Origin of the sequence: Methylobacter sp. S3L5C (genome assembly GCF_022788635.1) — a bacterium.
Lineage (GTDB): Bacteria > Pseudomonadota > Gammaproteobacteria > Methylococcales > Methylomonadaceae > Methylobacter_C.
In genome coordinates this window covers 2,763,509-2,785,155 of record NZ_CP076024.1, presented here as the reverse complement: position 1 = coordinate 2,785,155, position 21,647 = coordinate 2,763,509, and the positions used below count along the sequence as shown (strand labels likewise).

The window sequence follows — 21,647 nt, the reverse complement described above, 5'->3', positions numbered from 1 at the left end:
ACTTGATTAAATTAAGGTTATTCTGATAACAAGATTTTTAACATTCACTTGGTTTTTGTCCTCGGACTGCCCTTTAGATAACCTGACGTAATAATGATATTGTTTTCATCTTGCTTGCTCCTGACCAAATAAGTGTCTTTCATTTTATCGAATTCCTTCAGCATATTTTCTAAGTGTTTGCGTGCCTTGGTAAAGCTTTTAGATTTAAAATAAACCAAATCCGTCCCTCCATGCTGATGTTCAACTTCTCCATATTGAAGGAGTAAATCCAAAACGAGCTCTGGTATACAACGTTGTTGTATTCGGACTTCTGTGTGTTTTGTTAAAATCATGACAGTTCCCTTAATTTATTTAGGTCAGTTAAATAATGTTTTAGCGCGAAGTTCAGCGACTACTGATGCTAATATTTTGCTTCCTTCAACCACAAAGGTCGTTAGGTATAGGGATTGATAAAAATTTCCCAGCGCCATTAGTAATACTGGTGTTAATAACTCTAGCGATTCCGTTGCGACTAGATTTTCAAGGTTTGTGTAGGCATCTGTTAACAATTCATCCCAACCCATGCTCTTAGATAAATCCGTAATTTCAAGATTTGCTAGCTTTCGTAAAACAAAACAGTGGTGTCTAAATTGCCCCAATGTTTCATAAGACTCATAACTTGGTTCCGCATCGTATGAAAATGGACCTGTAAAACCTTTCTTAGTGAGCAACCACCTATAAGCCTCGTCATGATCAATGTATTTTTCGCCTGCTGCTATTACTAATCGATCATGTCCTTTAGAGCTCACTGCATTTCTAACAGTTTTTATACCTACTCCTGCAAGTAATGCTATTTCCTCGAGTGTCAATTGATGATAATCTGTAAGCTTCCACCTTGCATAGGCGGCATCGGTAATGGTCAGCAAAATATCTAAAATCAAATTCCCTTTGATATTAAATACTTCAAGATTATTCACTCCATCATCTTTAAAAGGTAGAAACGGGAGAGTCGTTTGTCCTAATCTACGGCCAGATTTACGCTCAAAAACATTACGGAACGATCCAAATTCTGTTAATAAATCTATTAAGTGATTTCCATCTATTAAGTGATCACCAAGTTCATTTTTTATTGACCCAGTCCCCCATTTTGCAAATTCAAAAATCTGTTCGATTTTTGTTACAAAAACAGCTTCAGCTAAATTGCTACTCAATATATACGACTCAAGAGCTTCTGTAGATCCATCGTAATGAATATCTCCACCCTCATAACCCAGTTGATCAATATTTAATAGTCGAGCACCTGCCTTCCCATCAAAAAGACAATCTGTCCACATAGCTAAAATACCCAAAAACTTTATTGCGGCTTCTTTTGCATCATCTTTTGTTATTTTTGCCAAATCTACCATAACTCACCTCGCCTATAAATGAACGCAGGATTAAATATGTCCCGACGAAAAGAAGTATATCACTATTCTTTCTTTGTAGGGAACTTATTTATCAATTTATCCCGAAAAGTTTGAGTTGGCATTATTTTTACCTTCTCTGATGCTTTTTAATAGAGATTAGTAGTGAGAGAAAACTATTTAATAGAAGACTATTTGATTAAACGACACCGCAAACGTATGAGCTAATTGGCAAGCAGTTTTATGTAGCGTAATTGCGAAGGCCTCTATATGATATGTATTAAAGGGTTTTCTAGAATCGATTGTCGGCTTTCTGGTGTTATGTTGCTATAGATTTTCAGATAAATAATTTCAATGTTGACAGATACCATCCCTTCAAGGGATGTTATCTGTATGGGCTTACAGCGACATAAGTTGGAAATTTAATTTCTGAAAGTCTATATTTGAAAAATCTGGAAAGATTGACTCTCGTAGGTCGTTTACTGATCTTCGCGAATGGCAGGTTTAGGGGAGTGAAAAACTAAAGTCCTATGGCTGGTCTGGGTCGATAACAGGCAGTCAAAAACGGGTAAAGTTAGGTTTAGCTCTTAAATCGTCAGATTAAGTCTGAAAATAAATAAAATTAAGAATATGGATATATCAAATTCATATCCAAATCTGGAAACAAATTTAGACAATTTGATGGGAGGGGTAAAAAATAAAAACGTTACCTTAATCGTTACCTTTTATAAATTTCAAATAATATCTTAATTATAAACAATTAGTTATGGATAAATTCAATACCGGCCCTCGGTACCATTCGAGGATTTATTACCGTGCAAAGAAATACATAAACCCGCAAGTCGTAAGGCTTAGCGGGTTTTTTATTGTCCAACGAAATGGTACCAGATACAACCGTATTCACCTAAAAGTGTGTCCTTTATTGTGTCCTTTGCTATAGTGTCAAAAAAAAGACACAATAAAGGACACACTATGGCTAAGAATATCAATAAAGACGTGACCTACAAGGCAGCCAAGTCTAAAGAAAAAAATTACATGATTAATGATGGTGATGGACTGTTTTTGTTTGTGGGCAAAAATGGCGCTAAGTTGTGGCGGTTTATTTATACGTTTAATAAGACAAGGCAAAAACTGGCCCTTGGTAGTTTGTAGTCGGTAACTATTGCGGTTCAAAACCTCCGCCATGGTGCTGGGTGATGGTAGTTGATCCGCTTGGAAGCCTTGGGTAGTTAACTGTTCCAAAGCTTTCGCTGCGGTCAGTCGCGTATATAACAGTGAAGTATGAAAGGTCGGATCTTGCTGGCTGTAAGAATCTGCCATTGCCTATAGTGCCTGGGCCACATCAGGATGCTTTTCTTCCCCTAATTTATTTCCACTGCAAGTCGCTTGCACTCCCTGACAAATAATTCAGGTGCTTTGATCATTAAGTCCTAACTGAACGGTATAACGACCCCAACCAAATATCCTCCGCTAATCGGGTGTTACCTGTGTAATATTTTAATGTCATAAGCGCCTGAAAAGCCCTGCGCTCCGCACCTGACATTTTAGTACTCGCCAACTTCAAATCTTCGATTTGAGATGCGCTTAAGAGCAATAGAATTGGCTTGGGAGTGGATTGCGTAATTGTACTCAGTGGAAAAATAAAGAAGACATCCTACATTGAAAGGGTAATATTTTCTTCGCAAATCGCCTAACTTAATATTACATGGGGCTGATAAGGATTTACCAATCGCATTGATAGAGCGAGGGACAATGGTGCAACAAAGAATATTTACGGGAACATTAACTACGCTGTTTGAAATAATAAAAATCACTTACGATTCAGACGCCAACTCTTATTATTGTTGGGAATGTGGTAATTTTACGGACACAATTAAAGTGGTTCAATGATTCTGATAATTCTGATTCATTGAGCTAATACCTGTTGAAATAATGAACTAATCTTGCTAGTTTTTTATTCAGTGCCTATACTACCGGTTGTAAAAATCGCATTAGGTATTCTGGGACAGTCTGTCTTTAGAATTTAAACGGGAAGTAGGTGAGATTGCTTTAAAGGCTAACAAAACCTACGCTGCCCCCGCAACGGTAAACAAGTAGAAAATTTGCATAAGCCACTGTGTCATTCATGGGAAGGCGTAAATTTTTGGAATAATTTCCGCTTGTAAGCCCGGAGACCGGCCTAAGGTGATCGTCAGATTTGTACGCGGAGGGCGTTCAGATGGATTGCTGTTCCCGTGTCCATCTTTTTGTTTTCTCCTTCTGCAAATTATTTTTTTAACACGATCAATATTGTGTTATTTACTTATTATTGCCTTTCACAGGAGAAAAATATGTCTTTAGTACCTTTATTAACTGCTAACGTCGATACACCATCCCTTTCAAATGCTTTAAAAGATAGCATCTTACCTAGCCTGCTTGCCGGCATATTAGGCTTGGCGCTTCTGTATGGTGCAGGTTTTTCTGAAACGATACAATTTCACAATGCAGCGCATGACGGTCGTCATTCCGCCAGTTTTCCGTGCCATTAATGTGCTTAACCTGTCTACCTTCAAGATACTTGTAGTCTCTGCGCTATGGTCAGGGTTCTGGACAGGTTTATTATTGACGGCTCTTCAGAGTATTCAAGTTATTCCAGTATTAATCCAAGCTGAAGCTTATGAAAAGCAAGCAACGGTCACAGTTATTACTACTCATACTCATGATGATAGTAAAGAGACCAAAATACATGATCATCATGAAGCCGTAGAATGGCAACCCGAAAATGGTTGGGAGCGAACAGTTTATACGGCAGTGACCAATATTAGTTTGGCTGTCGGTTTTGCGCTATTGCTGGGCGCTACCATTAATCTACGCGGCCCGGTTAGTCATTGGCGTAACGGTTTGCTGTGGGGATTGGCGGGTTACACTGTTTTTTTTGTCGCGCCCTCGTTGGGCTTGCCTCCGGAAGTTCCCGGTACTGAATCTGCTAATTTACATGATCGACAGCTTTGGTGGTTGATGACTGTTTTAATGACTACCGTTGGACTGTGGCTGTTGTTTTTTTCTAAAACCAGGTTAAATAAACTACTGGGGTTCGTATTGCTGGTATCGCCGCATTGGATAGGCGCACCGCAACCCGACGTTCACAGTAGTGCCGCACCCGCTGAGTTGGCTCATCTCTTTATAGCGGCAACTGCTTTTGCCAACGTGGTATTTTGGTTGGTTCTGGGTAGCTTAATGGCATTTTTTTCAAGCAAACATCAGGTCTCTAACAAATAATGCGTACCTATTCCAAACATGTATTGATGTGCACCGGTTCACGCTGCACGCAAGACGGCAAGCAAAGCGAAGCAATGTTTAAAAAGCTGGGTGAAAAAATCGATAGTCGCCCTGAATTAAAAGTGAAACGAACTCGCTCGAACTGTTTTGCTGTTTGCAAAAACGGTCCAATATTAGTTGTTTATCCTGAGGGGGTTTGGTATAGCTGCACGAATGAGTCGGTGCTGGAGCGTATAGTCGAAGAACACCTGCAAGGTAGTAACGAAGTGAGTGAGCATATTATCCACCGCTTGGGTGTGGGTGATGTCTGAGCTTAAAGCGATGAGCGCATCAATTGCATTATTGACCCATACCGCCAATGATTTAACCGTGTTACACAATGCGCTAGGGCAACTGCCTGAAGATTTTGCGCAAGTGAGCGGTTTTAACCTACAGACATTGGAAAGTGAAGCGCAACAACCGGCGGCACTTATCCCTCAACTGGCTTCAGCGCGAATCATTGTGTTGCGCGTATTAGGCGGACTGGGTAGCGTACCGGGCTTTCCGGAGTTGCTAAAACAAGTGCAAAGCAGTGGACAGCACTTAATTATCATCAGCGGCACGGGCGAGCCTGATCCTGAATTAGCGGCAGCTTCAACCGTATCAATGGATGTGCTGCATCAGGTACTCACTTATTTTCAAGCCGGTGGCAGTATTAATATGGCGCAGCTTCTACGCTATCTGTCCGATCATTTTTTGTTGACAGGTCTGGGATTTGAACCTGCGATAGCGTTACCGGAACACGGTATTTATCACCCTGATTTACCGCAAAATGCCGACATTAACGACTGGTTAACTATCCGCAATATCGAATGTCCCAGTGTCGGCATAGTTTTCTATCGTGCACATTGGATGAGTGGTAATACCCGCTTTGTCGATGCCTTAATTACCTCACTGGAAAAGCTCGGTCTGGCTGTCTTGCCTGTATTTACTTCATCCTTGCGTGCGGGTGGCGGTAGCTATACCTTGCCGACCGCCTTGCGCTATTTCAGTAATGAACAAGGCACGCATATCGACGTGTTGATTAATACCACCGCGTTTGCCATGGGTGAGATTACAGCCGGTGGAATAACTCCCGCAGGTTGGTCAGTGTCGGTATTGGAACAGCTTAATGTCCCCGTGTTGCAAGCAATTACCAGCGGCATGACAGAATTACAGTGGCAGTTATCCCCGCGCGGATTAAATCCACTGGATGCCGCCATGAACGTGGTCTTGCCGGAATTCGACGGACGCATTATTACAGTCCCGCTATCGTTTAAAGCCAGTGCCAGCGGATTGCCGAATGAGCTGATTGAATACGCGCCCATACCGGATCGCGTCACCAGAATTGCAGGCATTGCCGCGCGGTTTGCACGACTTAAACGACTCAATAATGCCAATAAACGCATTGCTTTTGTGTTTACCAATTCGAACAGCAAAGCCTCGCAAATCGGCAATGCCGTCGGGTTGGATGCGCCTGCCTCGCTAATGCACATCTTAAACGCCATGCAAGCCGATGGTTATTGCATAGCTAATCTTCCGGATAACGGCACTGCGCTTATCCACGCATTGATAGACCGTTGTGCTTACGATAATACCTACCTCACCGGCGAACAGTTGGCAAATGCGGTCGGCCGTGTTTCCACATTGCAATATGCCGAGTGGTTTGCTGATTTACCTGGTGAAATGCAGGAGAAAATAATTGCACAATGGGGGGCGCCCCCGGGTGAAGCTTATGTGCATAACGGTCAACTGGCTTTAGCCGGGCTTGAGTTGGGAAATGCCATCGTTATGCTACAACCGCCGCGCGGTTATGGCATGGATCCAGATGCTATTTATCATCAGCCAGACTTGCCACCGACGCATCACTACTACGCTTTATATCGCTGGTTAAAAGATGAATGGCAAGCAGATGCCATTGTGCATGTTGGTAAACACGGTACGCTGGAATGGTTGCCGGGTAAAGGGGTGGGACTGTCGGAGCAGTGCTTTCCTGATGCGCTATTAGCCGACCTGCCGTTATTTTATCCTTTTATTATCAATGATCCTGGCGAAGGCGCGCAGGCCAAACGCCGGGCCCATGCCGTTGTAGTTGATCATCTGACGCCACCGATGACTACTGCTGATACTTATGGCGCATTGGCGCAATTGACGCAACTGGTGGATGAATACTATCAGGTAGAAATACTCGATCCCGCAAAACTGCCGCTATTGCAGCAGCAAATATGGGAGTTGGTGAAAGAGACTAATCTGAATGCGGATTTGCAAGCCCGGTTATTGCATCATGATCACGACCACTCACATGACGAGCATGAGCACAGCCATCATGACCATGAGCACTCGCATTCACACGCCCCTCTTTCTCCCAAGAATACGCCAGTAACCGGCGCTTTAAAACCCGCTATTTTTAAGCCGATTCAGACCGGAAAAAGTATTTTTAATCAACCTTTAAAGCAGGTTCATACCCACACGCATGATCATGATCAAAACAAGCTGCCTACTGTCTTAACCAAAATGGCAGGGTCAGACATTGCCCATTTGATCGAAGATTTGGATGGTTATCTGTGCGAACTGGGTGCGGCACAAATTCGCGATGGTTTGCATATCTTGGGGCAATCGCCCGAGAACGAACAGCTGGTTGACATGCTGGTTTCCCTCACGCGTTTGCCCAATCAGGCTATTCCGGGGTTACAAATGGAAATCGCCACGCTGTTCAATTTGGATATTTATAGTCTGCTAGAACATCCGGGACGTCGTCTGGATAAACCATGCAGCCTTCTTGAACAACTTGCAGGGCGAGCCATCGTAACCAATGCGGACGCACTGGAAATGATTGAAACCTTTAGCCGGAACTTGTTTAGTGAGTTGAAACAATACGCTTATAACGCAACCGCTATCGACGCTATTTTAAAGAAAATATTTATCCATTGCACAAATGACTTCAGCGCAATTCAGCAGGTACTTGGCTTTGCCTGCCATCAATTAGTGCCTAATCTTGCGCGTGCCTCAGATGAAATTGATAATCTGTTGCGCGGCTTGTCCGGCGGCTATATACCGGCAGGCCCCAGCGGTTCACCGACACGCGGCATGGCGCACATTCTGCCAACAGGACGCAATTTTTATTCGGTTGACCCACGTAGCGTACCGTCCCAATCAGCATGGCGAGTCGGTCAGCAACTTGCCCATGAAGTGCTTAATCGCTATCAAATTGAAGCCGGTGATTATCCGGAGAGTGTCGCCATCAGTATCTGGGGAACCAGTGCAATGCGTACCCATGGTGATGATGTCGCACAAATTTTGGCCTTATTGGGTGTTCGTCCACTTTGGCGTCCCGAAAATCGTCAGTTGATCGGTGTTGAAGTCATTCCACTGGAGGAGCTCAAACGACCGCGTATTGATGTTACGACGCGCATCAGCGGATTTTTTCGTGATGCTTTTCCGCAATTAATTGATTTAATCGATGATGCGGTTAATGCGGTTATTGCGCTGGACGAACCGCTATCACAAAATTTTGTCCGTAAACATTATCTGGCAGAATTGGATAAGTTGATCGGTAACGGGTTAACGGAGGAGGCTGCTTCACAGCGGGCTGGTTACCGTATTTTCGGTGCGAAACCAGGCAGTTACGGCGCAGGCATCTTGCCGCTAATTCAGGAAAAGAACTGGCAAACTGATGCCGACTTTGCAGAAAGTTATATTAATTGGGGTGGCTATGCCTATAGCCGCCGTGAACAAGGAAAAGATGAGCGCGAGGCGTTTCGCACTCGTTTATCCGGCGTTCAAGTTGCGTTACACAATCAGGACAATCGCGAGCACGATATTTTTGATAGTGATGATTATCTGCAATTTCATGGCGGCATGATCGCGACTATCCGTGCCTTAACGGGTCAACAGCCACGTCACTATTTCGGTGACAGCCATGATCCGTCCCATCCTCAGGTCAGGGATTTAAAAGAAGAAACCTTGCGCGTTTTCCGTTCGCGGGTAGTCAATCCAAAGTGGTTGGCGAGTATTCAGCGTCATGGTTATAAAGGTGGCTTGGAGCTAACTGCAACGGTCGATTATCTGTTTGGCTATGATGCCACAGCGCAAGTCATGGATGACTGGATGTACGAACAAGTTGCCGAAACTTATGCGATGGATCCCGAAATGCAGAGCTTTCTGCAAGAGGCGAATCCATGGGCGCAGAATGCCATTGCCGAACGCCTTCTGGAAGCCGCCAGTCGAGGCATGTGGGCAGAACCTCAACAACAAACGCTGGACGCATTGCAAGCTATTTATTTGCAGAGCGAAACGTTATTGGAAGCACGCGGCGAAACACCGCGACTTGCTTGAGACAGCCATGACTTTTCCCTTTTCTGCAATCGTTGAACAACCGCAATTAAAAACGGCGCTATTACTGTGTGCGGTTGATCCATCATTAGGCGGTGTATTAATACGCGGTGACAAAGGTTCGGCAAAAAGTACGGCTGCCAGGGCGCTAACAGGGATTCTTCCATTTATAGAAAAAGTGACGGGGTGTGCGTTTAATTGCGCTCCCGGTGCGCCCTCTGAACATTGCGAAATATGTAGTGCTGAAAATGCACTGTTACTCGCCAGCCCCGTTCCCTTTATCACCTTGCCCTTAGGTGCAACAGAAGACCGTGTAGTGGGAACACTGGATTTGGAACAAGCATTGAAAGGTGCCAAACGCGTTTTTCAACCCGGCTTACTGGCAGCCGCACATCGCGGCATACTGTATATTGACGAAGTCAATTTGCTCCCCGATCATCTGGTGGATGTACTACTTGATGCAGCAGCCATGGGCGTCAACTCGGTACAACGAGAAGGCTTGTCGGTTGTGCATCCGGCTCGTTTTACCTTAATCGGCACGATGAACCTTGAAGAAGGCGATTTACGTCCACAACTGTTGGATCGTTTTGGCTTGATGGTTGAAGTGACCGCTCCGCGCGATAAAACTTTACGCGCTGAGGTTGTGCGTCGCCGTATCGCTTTCGAAGCCGATTCGGCAGGCTATGCCGCCAACTGGTGTCAAGAACAAGAGGCGCTATGTGAGCAGCTTGCCACTGCGCAAACTTTATTACCCAAAGTCATATTAGATGATGCCTTACTCGATCTCATCAGTCATTTGTGTTGTGAATTTGAAGTCGCCAGCCTGCGTGCCGACATTGTTATACATAAAGCATCACGTGCCCTCGCTGCCTTAGCCGGACGCTTAAAAGTAACCCCTGATGACGTGCGTGGCGCGGCAGAGCTGGCGTTACCACACCGACGCCGCCGAAAACCTTTTGAACAGCCTGGACTGGATCAGGAGCGTCTTGATGAATTGATGCAACAAGCACTTCAGGCACCGAATGAACCGGGTTTGGAGTCGAATGTCGATCAGGACGATGAAGCACCTCAACCGGATGCTAACCCAACAGAACCGCAGGTATTTGTTGCAACTGCCGCAGGTAATGCACCGCGAATTTTAGTGGATACTCATAGTCAATACGCCGTTGTTGGTAAACGCAACGCGGCAATGGCAGCACCCCGTGGACAGGTTATACAAGTTGTACCGGATCAAAATCCAAGCAGCCTTGCAATTAGTGCAACACTACGCAGTGCAGCATTACGCGATGCCAATTTTAAGGTAACGAAACACGATTTACATCAACAAATTCGCAGTGGTAAAAGTGCTAATTTGATATTGTTCGTAGTTGACGCCTCAGGTTCTATGGCTGCACAACGGCGCATGGAAGCCGTCAAAGGTGCAGTACTAACATTACTGACCGATGCCTACCAGCAACGTGATCAAGTTGCCGTTATCTCATTTCGGGGTGATTCGGCACAGTTGTTACTACCACCCACCCGTAGCGTTGATCTTGCCGAACAGCAGTTACGTGAATTACCGACAGGTGGTCGAACGCCGTTGCCTCACGCACTGGAACTGGCTTTGGAAACATTAAGTAAAGCTCACGAACTGCCACCGTTACTGGTATTGTTAACTGATGGCAAAGCCAATGTTTCCTTAAACGAGGGTGGCGATCCTTGGCAACAATCACTACAGTTTGCTGAATTATTCACCGACCAGGGCATTCCTGCATTAGTGTTGGATACCGAAACCGGTTATTTACGCTTGGGAAAAGCCCGTCAATTGGCAGAAGCACTTAGGGCAGAATACTTAACATTGGAAGAGTTGTCAGCAGAAAATTTGGCGATAACAATACGTGGCTGCTTTAAATCAAACTAAACAGGACGGCTAACGCTAACCGACCAAAGTCGGTAATTTTAATCAAATAAATTTATTCAACATTATAAGAACCGGGGTAATCATGAAGACATCACGTTTAAAAAACACAGCGCTGGCAGTCACGCTATTGGGCTTAGCGACACCTGCATTGGCACATACCGGCATGGGTACAACCCATGATTTTGTTACTGGTTTGGCTCATCCATGGCAAGGTTTTGATCATCTTCTAGTGATGTTCGCCATTGGTTTATGGGGCTGTATGTTGGCTGGCAAGCTATTGTGGCAACTGCCATTGAGTTTTTTAATGCTAATGTCCGCAGGCGCAGGTCTACATTTTGCAGGTTTTACGCTGAGTTTTACAGAACAAGGAGTTGCTTTATCAGTGATTATATTTGCAATTATCACCGTGTTTAACCTTCGCGCATCAGCGGTTATGGCGATAAGCTTAGTGTCTGCATTTGCAGTGTGTCATGGTTATGCACATGCTTCTGAAATAGCAACCGGCGCAGATCAATTGGGTTATACCTCCGGGTTTTTGTTAAGCACCGCTATTTTGCATAGTCTCGGTATTTTGACAGGTTTGTTAAGTACCAAGATTGCTGAAAAAATACAGCTAAAACCAGCTACACACCAATCCATGTTGTACAGCTTGTTACGCCGCCTGCCTACCCAACATATTAACAATTAACTCTATCTTTAAAAATCATCGAGCTCTGTGTACAAAATTATTTAAGAAATTATGATCAACAGTTTAAAGAAAAATATTAAAGGCCAACCATGATTATCTGCATAGGCGCAGGCCCTGGTGATGTTGGGTATTTAACCCTGCGCGGTGCAGAGTTAATTCGCAATGCCGAGGTGGTAGCCGGATTTGATGCTGTGGTTAACGTCATTCAAAGCCTGATTCCGGTTACGGCGCAAACCGTCCTGATGAATTACCGCGACCAGACCGCACAGTTGGCAACAGTGGCCGAAGCACATCATGCCGGCAAGCGCTGTGTGGTGGTTTTTATGGGCGATATCCATTTTAGCGGCTTTCAATACCTGGAGCGGGTCGAGCGGGCTTGTGGTCATCCGGTGGAAACATTACCGGGCATATCTTCTGCGCAAATACTCGCCTCGCGCGCCAAAGTCTGTTTTGATGAAACTACTTTTATTACCTTTCATCGTCGTGGTGACCTTGGCCCTTTCAAGCGTCATCTGGTGCATGTGTTGCAAGACCAGCGCAATGCTATCGTGATTCCCTGTCCGTGGGATGCCGCGCGTTCCTTCATGCCGCGTCATATTGCCACTTATCTGTTGGAACAGGGCGTACCGCCTGAGCATCCGACCGAAGTCTGGGAAAACCTGACCCGAGCCGACGACTGCATGGATGCAGGAGGTAGAGCAATGCAGGGAGCAATTGCCGAGGCGGAATGGCACGGCTCGCTGGCCGATTGTGCAGACAAAGAATTCAGCGATATGAGCATTATGTTAATTCGCACCTTGAGTCCCATGTCCAGCCAAATTGAACCTTAAATAATGCCAGCAGATAATAAAAACACCTTCGGTATCGTGATCGCAGGACATGGCAGTCGGGATCCCGATGGCATTCAAGAGTTTGAGCAACTGGTTGAGTTGATCAAAAAACGCGCGCCACAACATATCGTCAGTCATGGCTATCTGGAGTTCGCCAGCCCGACCATCGATCAAGCGATTATCGCTCAACTTGACGCAGGTACACAACAAGTAGTGATGGTGCCTGCGGTGTTGCTGGCAGCAAGCCATGCCAAGAATGACATGCCGAGCGAGTTGCTGGCTTTTGCACAAACCCATCCCGACATTGACTTTCATTTTGGCGCACCGCTGGGACTGCATCCGCTGTTGTTGCAAGTCGTTCAGGAGCGCATTGTCGCTGTTGAAGCCCTATCGCCGCATACGATTCGTCGTGACGATACCTGTTTGGTGCTGGTTGGGCGCGGCACAACGGATCCCGATGCCAATGGTGAAGTCTCAAAATTCGCCCGTATGATCGAAGAAGGCATGGGCTTTGGCACTGCCTTTGTGTGTTACTCCGGCACTGCTAAACCGCTGGTCGCCGATGGCTTGCGCGCCGCCGCTCAATTGGGCTATGCACGATTGATTGTTGTCCCCTTCTTTTTGTTTGATGGCGTTTTGGTTAAACGGATTTATGCCGCCGCCGATGCTCTACGGGAGCGGGAACCAGCATTGGAAGTCCTTAAAGCCGGTTATCTGGGCGTCCATCCTTTCGTTGCTGATGTACTCATCGCACGGGCACAAGAAGCGGTAGAAGGTCGTGCGGCGATGAACTGTGCCCTGTGCAAATATCGGGTGCAAATTGTCGGATTTGAAGAACAGGTCGGCGAACCGCAACGCGCGCATCATCTTAAGGTGCGAGGTCTGCTGGAGAAAGACGTGACGCCGGGCAATGTTAATCCTGAATTTGCTCCTTACGTGCCGCATTCGATTGAAGCTGAAAGCTTCCGCATTATCGCGGCCGGACGTGATTGGTCGACTTTCCCTGCCGCCCATTTGACCATTCTGCAACGGCTGGTGCATACCAGCGGCGATTTTAATGCCGTCGATGACATCTATTTTTCAGCCGGTGCTGTTGAAACCGGAATTCGCGCCCTGTTACGTTGCAAAATGATTGTGACCGATGTGACGATGGTGCAGACTGGACTGAAACGGGCGCTGTTGGAACAACTGGGTATCGAAACTTGGTGCGGTGTGCATGACAACGAAACCGCACTGATGGCTGAGGCACAAGGTATCACCCGTTCCGCAGCCGGAATACGCCGTGCCTGGGAAAAGTTTGGCAACGACATAGTACTCTCTATCGGTGATGCTCCAACCGCTATTATGGAGACGACACGTCTGATCCGCGAACATGGCTGGCGACCCCAACTGGTGATCGGTTTGCCTGTTGGCTTTGTCGGTACCTGCGAAGCGAAAGCCGAACTAAAACGCTGTTTGCAAGTGCCGCGCATCACCAATAGCGGCACGCGCGGCGGTTCGCCCTGGGCGGCCAGCGTGATTAACGGTTTGATGATCGATGCGGTGAATCAGCTGGCCTCTGTAAGTGCGGATTTGCTTGTGCCCCAGAGGCTATCCAAACAAAGTGACAGGGATAGCCTGATTACGCTGCTCTAACCCGGCCTGCAAGTAATCTATGGATAAAATTGAACCGGAAAAATTCGATCTTGATGTGCTAGCGCCTAACGGTTTACGTCGCGGCCGCACGACCGGCAGTTGCGCCACAGCGGCAGTTAAAGCCGCACTCTATCTAATGCTGCGTAGCGAATACCCCAATCTGGTGCCGGTCACTTTACCCGATAATCATCACTATTTAGTAATCCCGGTTCAGGCCGTGCGTTGGCTGGATGATCATTCAGTACGCGCCGAAGTGATCAAAGACGGCGGCGATGATCCCGACAACACGCATGGCTCAATTATTTTTGCCATTGTGCGAAAAAACAAGCTTGGCCAGATTCGTTTTTTTGCGGGAAAAGGTGTCGGTACTGCGACACAACCGGGTTTAAGAGTAGCTGTCGGTGAGCCTGCCATCAATCCGGTTCCGCGTCTGATGATGCAAACAGCCGTCGCTGAAATGCTGGAACATGAAGCGCCAGCCGACCTGAACACCGGTTTTGATCTCACCATCGGTTGCGAAAACGGTGAAATTATCGCGAAAAAAACGTTTAATCCCCGGCTCGGCATCGTCGGTGGCATTTCGATTCTTGGCACGTCGGGCATAGTCGAGCCGTTGTCGTTGGCCTCGTGGATTGCCTCCATCGAAGTCTATGTGCGTGTTGCGCTGGGTAGTGATGCACCAAGCATTGCCTTCCTTCCGGGGAAAATTGGCCGTACATACGCCAAAGAAATGCTCGGACTGCCTACGCAGCGAGCCGTGCAAATCGCCAATTTTCTGGGTGACGCGTTGGATTTTCTGCAGCAAGCCTTGTCAGAAGAACAGCGTGGTTTGGACGTGCTTTGGTTGCTGGGACATCCGGGCAAACTGGCCAAAGTATTGGCAGGCGATTGGGACACGCATTCCAGCAAAAGCAACATGGCCATGAGTGTGGTAGCGGATGTTGCAGCAGAGCTGGGATTTAACAGCAATTTCGAACAAGCTATAGCGCAAGCCAATACCGTGGAAGCGGCAATAGAAAGATCACAGCACGAATCCGGCGCGCAGGCGTTATGGCTGGAAATTGAACGGCGTATCGCCGTGCTTGTACACCAACGCACTCCGGCAGTAAGCCGTGTTGAAGTGCGCTTATTTAATTTGAATGGCAAGACCTTGGGAGCACAATGAGTAAACTGGGTACATTTTGGGGCATCGGCGTAGGACCGGGGCCAGTGGGTTACATTCCTTTGGCAGCGGTTGAAGCCTTGCATCAGGCCGACCTGGTCTTTGTACCGCGCGCTACAACCTCCGAAAGCTCGGTCGCGTTGCGGTGTCTTACAGGCATCGCCATTGCGCCGGAGCGGATACGGGAAATTGAGTTTCACATGGATACCGATCGTTCGGTGCTTAGTGAGCATTACGCTCAATTAGCTGAAACGATAGCGGTCGAGTTACGCGCCGGACTTAATGTTGCCTATCTGACCATCGGCGATACGCTGACCTACTCCACCTATAGCTATATCCTGGCGGCTTTACAAGAACTGTTGCCGACCTTGCCGCAGCGTACCTTTCCGGGTATCACCAGTTATGCGGCAGCAGCGGCAGCAATGAGTTGGCCGTTAGGCGAAGGCAAGGAGCGCACGCTGATTTTACCATGTCCGGAGGATGCAGCCAGTCTGCGCCGCGACATCGAAACCCATGATATTATCGTACTGATGAAAATAGGCAAACGTCTGCCTTGGGTACTGGATTTATTGTGCAACATGGGCATTGCCGAACACTGCGCTTTTGCCCGTCGCATAGGCCTGGAGGATGAACTGCTGTCCACCGATGTAGGCGGTTTAAACGCAACCGACGCGATGGGTTATCTTGCCACGTTACTGATTCGTAAAACACCCAGAGAGAAAAGACATTCATGAAAGTTTATTTTATCGGCGCCGGACCCGGTGCCGCAGATTTGATCACCTTGCGTGGCGCTGCCATTCTGGGCCGGGTCAACATGGTTCTGTATGCGGGTTCATTGGTATCGAAAGACATGTTGGTGCATTGCCACGCCGATGCCGAAATCATCGATACCGCCCAGCTCGATCTTGAGCAACAGGAAGCCTGTTATCGACGCGCACTGGAACAAGACATCGATGTCGCACGCCTGCATTCCGGAGATCCCGCTATTTATGGCGCTACCGCCGAACAAATGCGTCGGTTGGATGCGTTGGCTATTGATTATGAAATCATCCCAGGAGTGTCGTCGTTTACTGCGGCAGCGGCGGCCATCAAAGCCGAACTGACCAAACCGGAAGTATCACAAACCATTATTCTAACGCGTGTTTCAGGACGTGCCTCAGCCGTGCCGGACAGCGAATCGATTGCGCTGCTGGCCGAACACCGTGCAACCATGTGTATCTTTTTGTCGGGTCCGCATTTAAATAAGATAGTTGCCGATCTGCGTCTGCATTACCCCGATGATACGCCGGTCGCCCTGGTTTATCGGGCTACCTGGCCGGAGGAAAAATCTCACCAAAGCACGCTAGGCCAACTGCTTGCCGAGATCAAAAACAGTGACTGGAATCTCACGACTATGTTGCTGGTAGGCGAAGCGCTGAGTGATCATGTACCTTCAGAATCCCGCTTATATGCGAAGGATTACACACATATTTTTCGGGTAGTAAAGAAGCAGAAAACGACGACAGAGGAATGAATCCACGACTTGGAATTTGGCTAGTCCGCCCGGAAAGTGAAACGCTTGTAACTGTACTACAAAACCAATTGGGGGGTATGCTTTATCGGCCTTGGCTGAATCCGGCTGTCACGCAGAAAGACCAGTTCGCCGCTGTCTACCGATTACACAAACAGTGGATTATGATAGCGGCTAGCGGCATTGCGGTACGTTTCCTTGATGGTTTGGCGCAGGACAAACACACCGATCCGGCGGTGGTAGTGCTGGATGAAGCCGGACGTTTTGCCGTTTCGCTGCTGGCAGGTCATGAAGGCGGCGCCAATCGCCTGGCTTATCGTGTCGCCAATGCTATCGGAGCGGTGCCGGTGATCACTACGGCAACCGAAGCCTTGAAACCCTTGGTTGTCGGTATAGGTTGCCGTAAAAACGTATCAGTCGAACAAATTGCCGCAGCCGTAAAACAGGCGTTGGGTGAGCGGCAGTTAATCGAAGTGCGTGAGTTGGTCACCATAGACTTAAAGGCAAATGAACCCGGTCTGCTGGAGTTTTGCGAACAGCACGATTTGCCGTTACGCGTCTTGGCAAGTGCAACCGTGGCGGCACGGCCGTGGGTAACCAAAGCTTCAGACTGGGTGCAGCAGAATGTCGGCTTGCCCGGAGTATGCGAACCTTGCGCGTTGATTGCCAGTCCGCGCGGCAAGTTGATCGTACCTAAAATGGCTCTAAACGGCGTCGCCGTGGCAGTGATTGAAGATAATCAGTAAATGGTTGAGTAGGGCGTCCCTCGCGCGCCAAGGGATTCATGAATCGAAAAAGGCGCGCATGGCACACCCTACCCGGCTGGAATAATTCACCACAAAGACACGAAGATCACGAAGTTTTATATTTTTTCTTCGTGTCTTTCGTGGTGATAGCTTTTAAATATTACAGATTAACAATTAGTGGATAAAAGAATGAAAGGTGTTTTAAATTTGGTTTCGGTAGGACCGGGATTTAGCGATTTGATCGTACCCCGTGCTGAAGCGGCATTGCGGGACAGTGATGTGATCGTAGCTTATGATCTGTATTTACGCTGGATTGAACCTTGGATAAAAGACAAGGAAATTCACACGCCACCACTGACTCAGGAACGCGAGCGAGCCTTGCTGGCCATTGAAAAAGCCCGTAGCGGTGCAAAAGTAGCCTTAATTTCCAGTGGCGATATTGGCATTTATGCCATGGCGGCGCTGGCGTTTGATGAAATGCGGGAGGATGACGAATACGACGTCAATGTGATCCCAGGCATTACCTCCGCCAATGCCTGTGCCTCATTATTGGGCTCGCCGTTGTCACACGACTTTGCCACACTGAGCTTATCCGATTTGTTATGTCCATGGGACTGGATTGAGCAACGCGGCAGGCATATTGCCCAGGCCGATTTGGCCTGCGTACTTTATAACGTGCAGAGTGCGGTTAGGCAGGAAGGCGTTTATCGCATCCTGGCTATCATGCTGGAATCGAAATCACCGAAAACGCTGTGCGGCGTAGTGCGTAACGCTTATCGCCCCGGTCAGGAAGTCAGCATTCATCATTTAGAGGATCTGCCGTCCTTGCAGTTTGATATGCTCACCACCATCGTAATCGGCAATCGCTTTACCCAACGTAAACGGGGATTTATATTCACACCACGCGGCTATAACGCTTGGGAATCCACTACCGCAAAACCGGTTGCCGAGGATTTACCAAAGCAGGCACTGTGGGTTTTTTCCGGAACCAGTGATGGAAATGCGCTTGCCAGTCAGTTGGCCGATCAAGGTTATCCCGTTGTGGTGTCCACGGCCACCGGCTATGGTGGTGAGATAGCGGCACAGAATTGTCCTGGCGTATCCGTCTGGGCCGGACAGCAAGGCGTTGAAGCGCGCAAGCAGGCATTGCAGCAACATCAGGCGCGGGGATTAATCGATGCGACCCATCCTTATGCCAGCTTAATGTCGGAACAATTGATGGGGCTGTCGAAAACTCTTGGCATTCCCTATTTGCGCTATGAACGAGCCAGTTCCTTTTCAACAGATTCCGGACTATTGTGCAGCTCCACGGAACAGGCTGCTGAGCAAGTCATGGCTCTGGGTCGGCGCATTTTTCTGTCTACGGGTTCCAAGGATTTGGCGACGTTTCTTAAAGCCCCGGATGCGGACATATGCGAATGGTTTGTACGCGTTACCCCTGAACCTGATTTTATTCAGCGTGCAATCGATTTGGGCGTGCCGCGTAGCCATATTTGCGCAATGCAAGGGCCGTTCTCGCAGGCGTTCAATGAGGCATTGTGGCGTGATTGGGCGATTGATTGCGTCATCACCAAGGATTCCGGCGATGCGGGCGGCTATCAGGCTAAAGTCGCCGCAACAAAGGCGCTGGCTATTCCGTTACTGGTCATTCAACGTCCACAACTCACCTATCCGCTGATCACTTCGAATTTTGATGAGGTTGTCAAGCACGCACAGATATGGCAACACCCAGCATGAATGCCTTGATTCCCGTTACCATCGTCACCGGTTTTCTGGGTTCAGGTAAAACGACCTTGCTGAGTAACCTGATTAAAGTCAGACAGAACAGACGCCTCGCATTGCTGATCAATGAATTTGGTGAAGTTGCCATCGACGGCGCGCTAATGCGTGACAGCGCTGATGGCAATGAGCACATTCGGATTCACGATTTTGCACACGGCCTGATTGCATACAGTGATGATGACCTTTTTGTTCCTACCTTGCTAGCCATTGCAGAACGCCGTGCGCAGGTCGATCATGTCTTGATTGAAACATCTGGCCTGGCCTTGCCCTCAGCGGTTATGGAATTATTGCAAACGCCCGAACTGGCGGTAAGCTTCATTCTTGATGCAACGTTAGCCGTGGTTGATACCCCGTTATTGCTGGCCGATGAATTCGATGACTGCCAAATGATGTCTAATCCGCAAGTTGCCGTAGCAACCCTTTTTAAACAGCAACTCGAATACGCCGATGTTGTGGTATTAAATAAAATCGATAGGCTGGATGAAGATGATTTGCTGACTGCTGAAACGCGCATCCGTGAAAGGGCTCCCAATGTACGCTTTCTGGAATTGGCTTATCAGGCAAAACTGGATACTCGTCTGGCCTTGGGATTGCGCCTGCATCAGCCGACGTTGTTAACGCATAACCACCGTTTTACGCCGATAGTCTCCATGTCTGGTGACAATACCAAACTTTTAAGCAATCATGGCTTGGTTGACGGTCATGCACATTCCGGTCTGGTTAGCCACAGTCATGGTCTGGCGACGCATAAACATTTTCATGAACAGGATTCCGGCTGGTTGTCGTTCGTGCTGCGCAGTCCGGACCCGCAACAACCGGAAGCACTTAAAATGGCACTAACGGAAACGGCCAAGGCGGAACCGGTTTTACGCGTCAAAGGTTTTATACTTGCAGAAAATCCGGAGGATGCGCTGCTCGTGCAAGGCGTGCGTACTCGCATGGTCATCAGCCGTTATGCCGCAAAAAAATCATCGCAAGTCTCCGAAATTGTTTTTATCGGTTATCATCTCAACCGTAACAAGGTAGCAGAACTTTTATCACAATTGACAGCAACGCAATGGCAATAAAACGACTTATAGTGAAGCCTTCTAACTCGCAATCATGTCATTGCCCTGCGTTATTGATTACCGCACCTGGCTCAAACCATGGAAAAACCACGATTACTGCCGCTCTAGCTCGCTACCATGTCAATCAAGGCCGTAAAGTAAGAGTATTTAAAATCGGCCCTGATTTTCTTGATCCTATGATATTGGAACACGCAAGTGGTTTGCCGGTTTATCAATTAGATCTCTGGATGTTAGGTAAAGCTGAATGCCAACGCCTATTATACGAAGCAGCACTAGAGGCAGATTTAATCTTGATTGAAGGTGTTATGGGCTTGTTTGATGGAGATCCCTGTAGTGCCAATATTGCTGAACACTTCTCGCTGCCAATATTAGCTGTGATCGATGCCACAGGAACAGCACAAACCTTGGGTGCTATTGCCTTCGGGCTGGCCAACTTTCGGAAAAATTTAAATTTCGCCGGGGTTTTAGCCAATAACGTTGCCAGTGATCGACATACTGAAATGATCATGCAAGGCATGCCGTCCACTATTCGTTATTTGGGTGGTATGCCGCGCGATAAGCAATTTGTTTTGCCCGAACGGCATTTGGGACTGGTGCAAGCTGATGAAATTAGCGATATTGAAATGCGCATATCTGCAGCAGCTACGGCTATTGGTTTGACAAAGTTGGCAGCCTTACCAAAAGCAGTTGCATTTTCTCAGCCTGAATCAAACTTACTACCAAAGTTGCTCTCAGATGTGCGTATCGGTATTGCTCGTGATAATGCTTTCTCATTTATTTACCCAGCCAATTTGGATTTGCTAATAGGAATGGGGGCGACTCTAAAATTTTTTTCTCCGCTTACAGACAGTAAACTTCCAGACGTTGATAGCCTTTATCTGCCGGGTGGTTATCCAGAGCTACACTTGTTAACCTTGCAAAATAATCTAGCGATGAAGTTGGCGTTACAAAAACACTTTCGGCAAGGCAAACCGATTTACGCTGAATGCGGCGGACTACTGTATTTACTAGAATCGATCACTAATAAAGCCGGTGAATATGGACATATGGTTGGTTTAATGTCTGGATGCGCGGTCATGCAAAACCGTTTGCAAGGCTTGGGTTATCAGTCCGCACCGATGCCGGGGGGAGTAATACGCGGTCACACTTTTCACCATTCGTTAATTGAAACTCCGATTCATCCTATTGCTCAAGGGGAACGCTTATACAATACCTCTTCAGGTGAAAGCATTTTTCAGCTAAAAAGATTAACGGCCAGCTATCTCCATTGTTATTTTGCGTCTAATGCAATTGCTGTCGCACAGTTATTCATCAATTAAAATATCACGAACTAAAAC

General features: G+C 47.4%; 18 protein-coding genes, 1 pseudogene and 1 riboswitch. Of the genes and pseudogenes, 16 read left to right on the top strand and 3 right to left on the bottom strand.

All coding sequences use genetic code 11. The features are described from left to right. Nucleotides 1-44 precede the first annotated feature (44 nt). Together KKZ03_RS12425 and KKZ03_RS12420 are read right to left on the bottom strand one after the other, a co-directional pair. Nucleotides 45-332 (bottom strand): hypothetical protein, encoded by a 288-nt coding sequence (locus tag KKZ03_RS12425; RefSeq protein ID WP_243217161.1) that lies wholly within the window; start codon nt 330-332, stop codon nt 45-47. A gap of 24 nt (nt 333-356) precedes the next feature. Continuing rightward, nucleotides 357-1,385, bottom strand: a complete 1,029-nt coding sequence (locus KKZ03_RS12420) for a hypothetical protein (protein ID WP_243217160.1) — start codon at nt 1,383-1,385, stop codon at nt 357-359. A gap of 969 nt (nt 1,386-2,354) precedes the next feature. Between KKZ03_RS12420 and KKZ03_RS22055 the strand changes: the two genes are divergently transcribed. Further along, complete coding sequence (locus KKZ03_RS22055) at nt 2,355-2,534, top strand: Arm DNA-binding domain-containing protein (RefSeq protein ID WP_371744899.1); 180 nt, start codon at nt 2,355-2,357, stop codon at nt 2,532-2,534. Here KKZ03_RS22055 and KKZ03_RS22050 read toward each other — a convergent pair. Beyond that, nucleotides 2,535-2,702: pseudogene (locus KKZ03_RS22050) on the bottom strand (ISAzo13 family transposase); the annotation flags it as partial. A gap of 656 nt (nt 2,703-3,358) precedes the next feature. Next, a riboswitch (cobalamin riboswitch) is annotated at nt 3,359-3,580 on the top strand. A gap of 132 nt (nt 3,581-3,712) precedes the next feature. Here KKZ03_RS22050 and KKZ03_RS12410 point away from each other — a divergent pair. The 15 genes from KKZ03_RS12410 to KKZ03_RS12340 all read left to right on the top strand — a co-directional run bounded on the left by KKZ03_RS12410 (nt 3,713) and on the right by KKZ03_RS12340 (nt 21,629). Beyond that, nucleotides 3,713-3,910: a CbtB domain-containing protein gene (locus KKZ03_RS12410; RefSeq protein WP_243217158.1), complete on the top strand. Its 198-nt coding sequence runs from the start codon at nt 3,713-3,715 to the stop codon at nt 3,908-3,910. Continuing rightward, nucleotides 3,873-4,640, top strand: coding sequence for a CbtA family protein (locus tag KKZ03_RS12405; RefSeq protein WP_243217157.1), 768 nt, complete (start codon nt 3,873-3,875; stop codon nt 4,638-4,640). Before KKZ03_RS12410 ends, KKZ03_RS12405 begins: the two co-directional genes overlap by 38 nt. Continuing rightward, nucleotides 4,640-4,951 (top strand): ferredoxin, encoded by a 312-nt coding sequence (locus KKZ03_RS12400; protein ID WP_243217156.1) that lies wholly within the window; start codon nt 4,640-4,642, stop codon nt 4,949-4,951. Before KKZ03_RS12405 ends, KKZ03_RS12400 begins: the two co-directional genes overlap by 1 nt. Continuing rightward, on the top strand, nt 4,944-8,993 hold the full coding sequence (locus KKZ03_RS12395) for a cobaltochelatase subunit CobN (protein ID WP_243217155.1): 4,050 nt from the start codon (nt 4,944-4,946) through the stop codon (nt 8,991-8,993). The genes KKZ03_RS12400 and KKZ03_RS12395 overlap by 8 nt, the downstream gene beginning before the upstream one ends. 7 nt (nt 8,994-9,000) lie before the next feature. Next, nucleotides 9,001-10,890, top strand: a complete 1,890-nt coding sequence (locus KKZ03_RS12390; RefSeq protein ID WP_243217154.1) for a magnesium chelatase subunit D family protein — start codon at nt 9,001-9,003, stop codon at nt 10,888-10,890. Nucleotides 10,891-10,972: 82 nt separating this feature from the next. Then, on the top strand, nt 10,973-11,578 hold the full coding sequence (locus KKZ03_RS12385) for a HupE/UreJ family protein (RefSeq protein ID WP_243217153.1): 606 nt from the start codon (nt 10,973-10,975) through the stop codon (nt 11,576-11,578). A gap of 89 nt (nt 11,579-11,667) precedes the next feature. Further along, complete coding sequence (locus tag KKZ03_RS12380) at nt 11,668-12,408, top strand: cobalt-precorrin-7 (C(5))-methyltransferase (RefSeq protein ID WP_243217152.1); 741 nt, start codon at nt 11,668-11,670, stop codon at nt 12,406-12,408. A 3-nt stretch (nt 12,409-12,411) separates the two neighbouring features. Then, entirely contained in the window at nt 12,412-14,043 is a 1,632-nt protein-coding gene (locus KKZ03_RS12375) for a precorrin-8X methylmutase (RefSeq protein WP_243217151.1), read from the top strand. A 19-nt stretch (nt 14,044-14,062) separates the two neighbouring features. After that, nucleotides 14,063-15,208, top strand: coding sequence for a cobalt-precorrin-5B (C(1))-methyltransferase CbiD (cbiD, locus tag KKZ03_RS12370; protein ID WP_243217150.1), 1,146 nt, complete (start codon nt 14,063-14,065; stop codon nt 15,206-15,208). After that, the gene (cobI, locus tag KKZ03_RS12365) at nt 15,205-15,939 is read left to right on the top strand and encodes a precorrin-2 C(20)-methyltransferase (protein ID WP_243217149.1); all 735 of its coding nucleotides are present in this window, start codon (nt 15,205-15,207) and stop codon (nt 15,937-15,939) included. Before cbiD ends, cobI begins: the two co-directional genes overlap by 4 nt. After that, nucleotides 15,936-16,718 carry a precorrin-4 C(11)-methyltransferase gene (gene cobM, locus KKZ03_RS12360; protein WP_243217148.1) on the top strand — a complete coding sequence of 261 codons (783 nt, stop codon included), beginning with the start codon at nt 15,936-15,938 and terminating at the stop codon, nt 16,716-16,718. Before cobI ends, cobM begins: the two co-directional genes overlap by 4 nt. Next, a complete protein-coding gene (locus KKZ03_RS12355; protein WP_243217147.1) occupies nt 16,715-17,461 on the top strand; it encodes a cobalamin biosynthesis protein in 747 nt (248 codons plus the stop codon). The genes cobM and KKZ03_RS12355 overlap by 4 nt, the downstream gene beginning before the upstream one ends. Nucleotides 17,462-17,650: 189 nt before the next feature. Further along, the gene (gene cobJ / locus KKZ03_RS12350) at nt 17,651-19,198 is read left to right on the top strand and encodes a precorrin-3B C(17)-methyltransferase (protein WP_243217146.1); all 1,548 of its coding nucleotides are present in this window, start codon (nt 17,651-17,653) and stop codon (nt 19,196-19,198) included. Then, nucleotides 19,180-20,310, top strand: coding sequence for a GTP-binding protein (locus KKZ03_RS12345; protein WP_243217145.1), 1,131 nt, complete (start codon nt 19,180-19,182; stop codon nt 20,308-20,310). Before cobJ ends, KKZ03_RS12345 begins: the two co-directional genes overlap by 19 nt. 11 nt (nt 20,311-20,321) lie before the next feature. Then, entirely contained in the window at nt 20,322-21,629 is a 1,308-nt protein-coding gene (locus tag KKZ03_RS12340) for a cobyrinate a,c-diamide synthase (protein WP_243217144.1), read from the top strand. Nucleotides 21,630-21,647 lie beyond the last annotated feature (18 nt).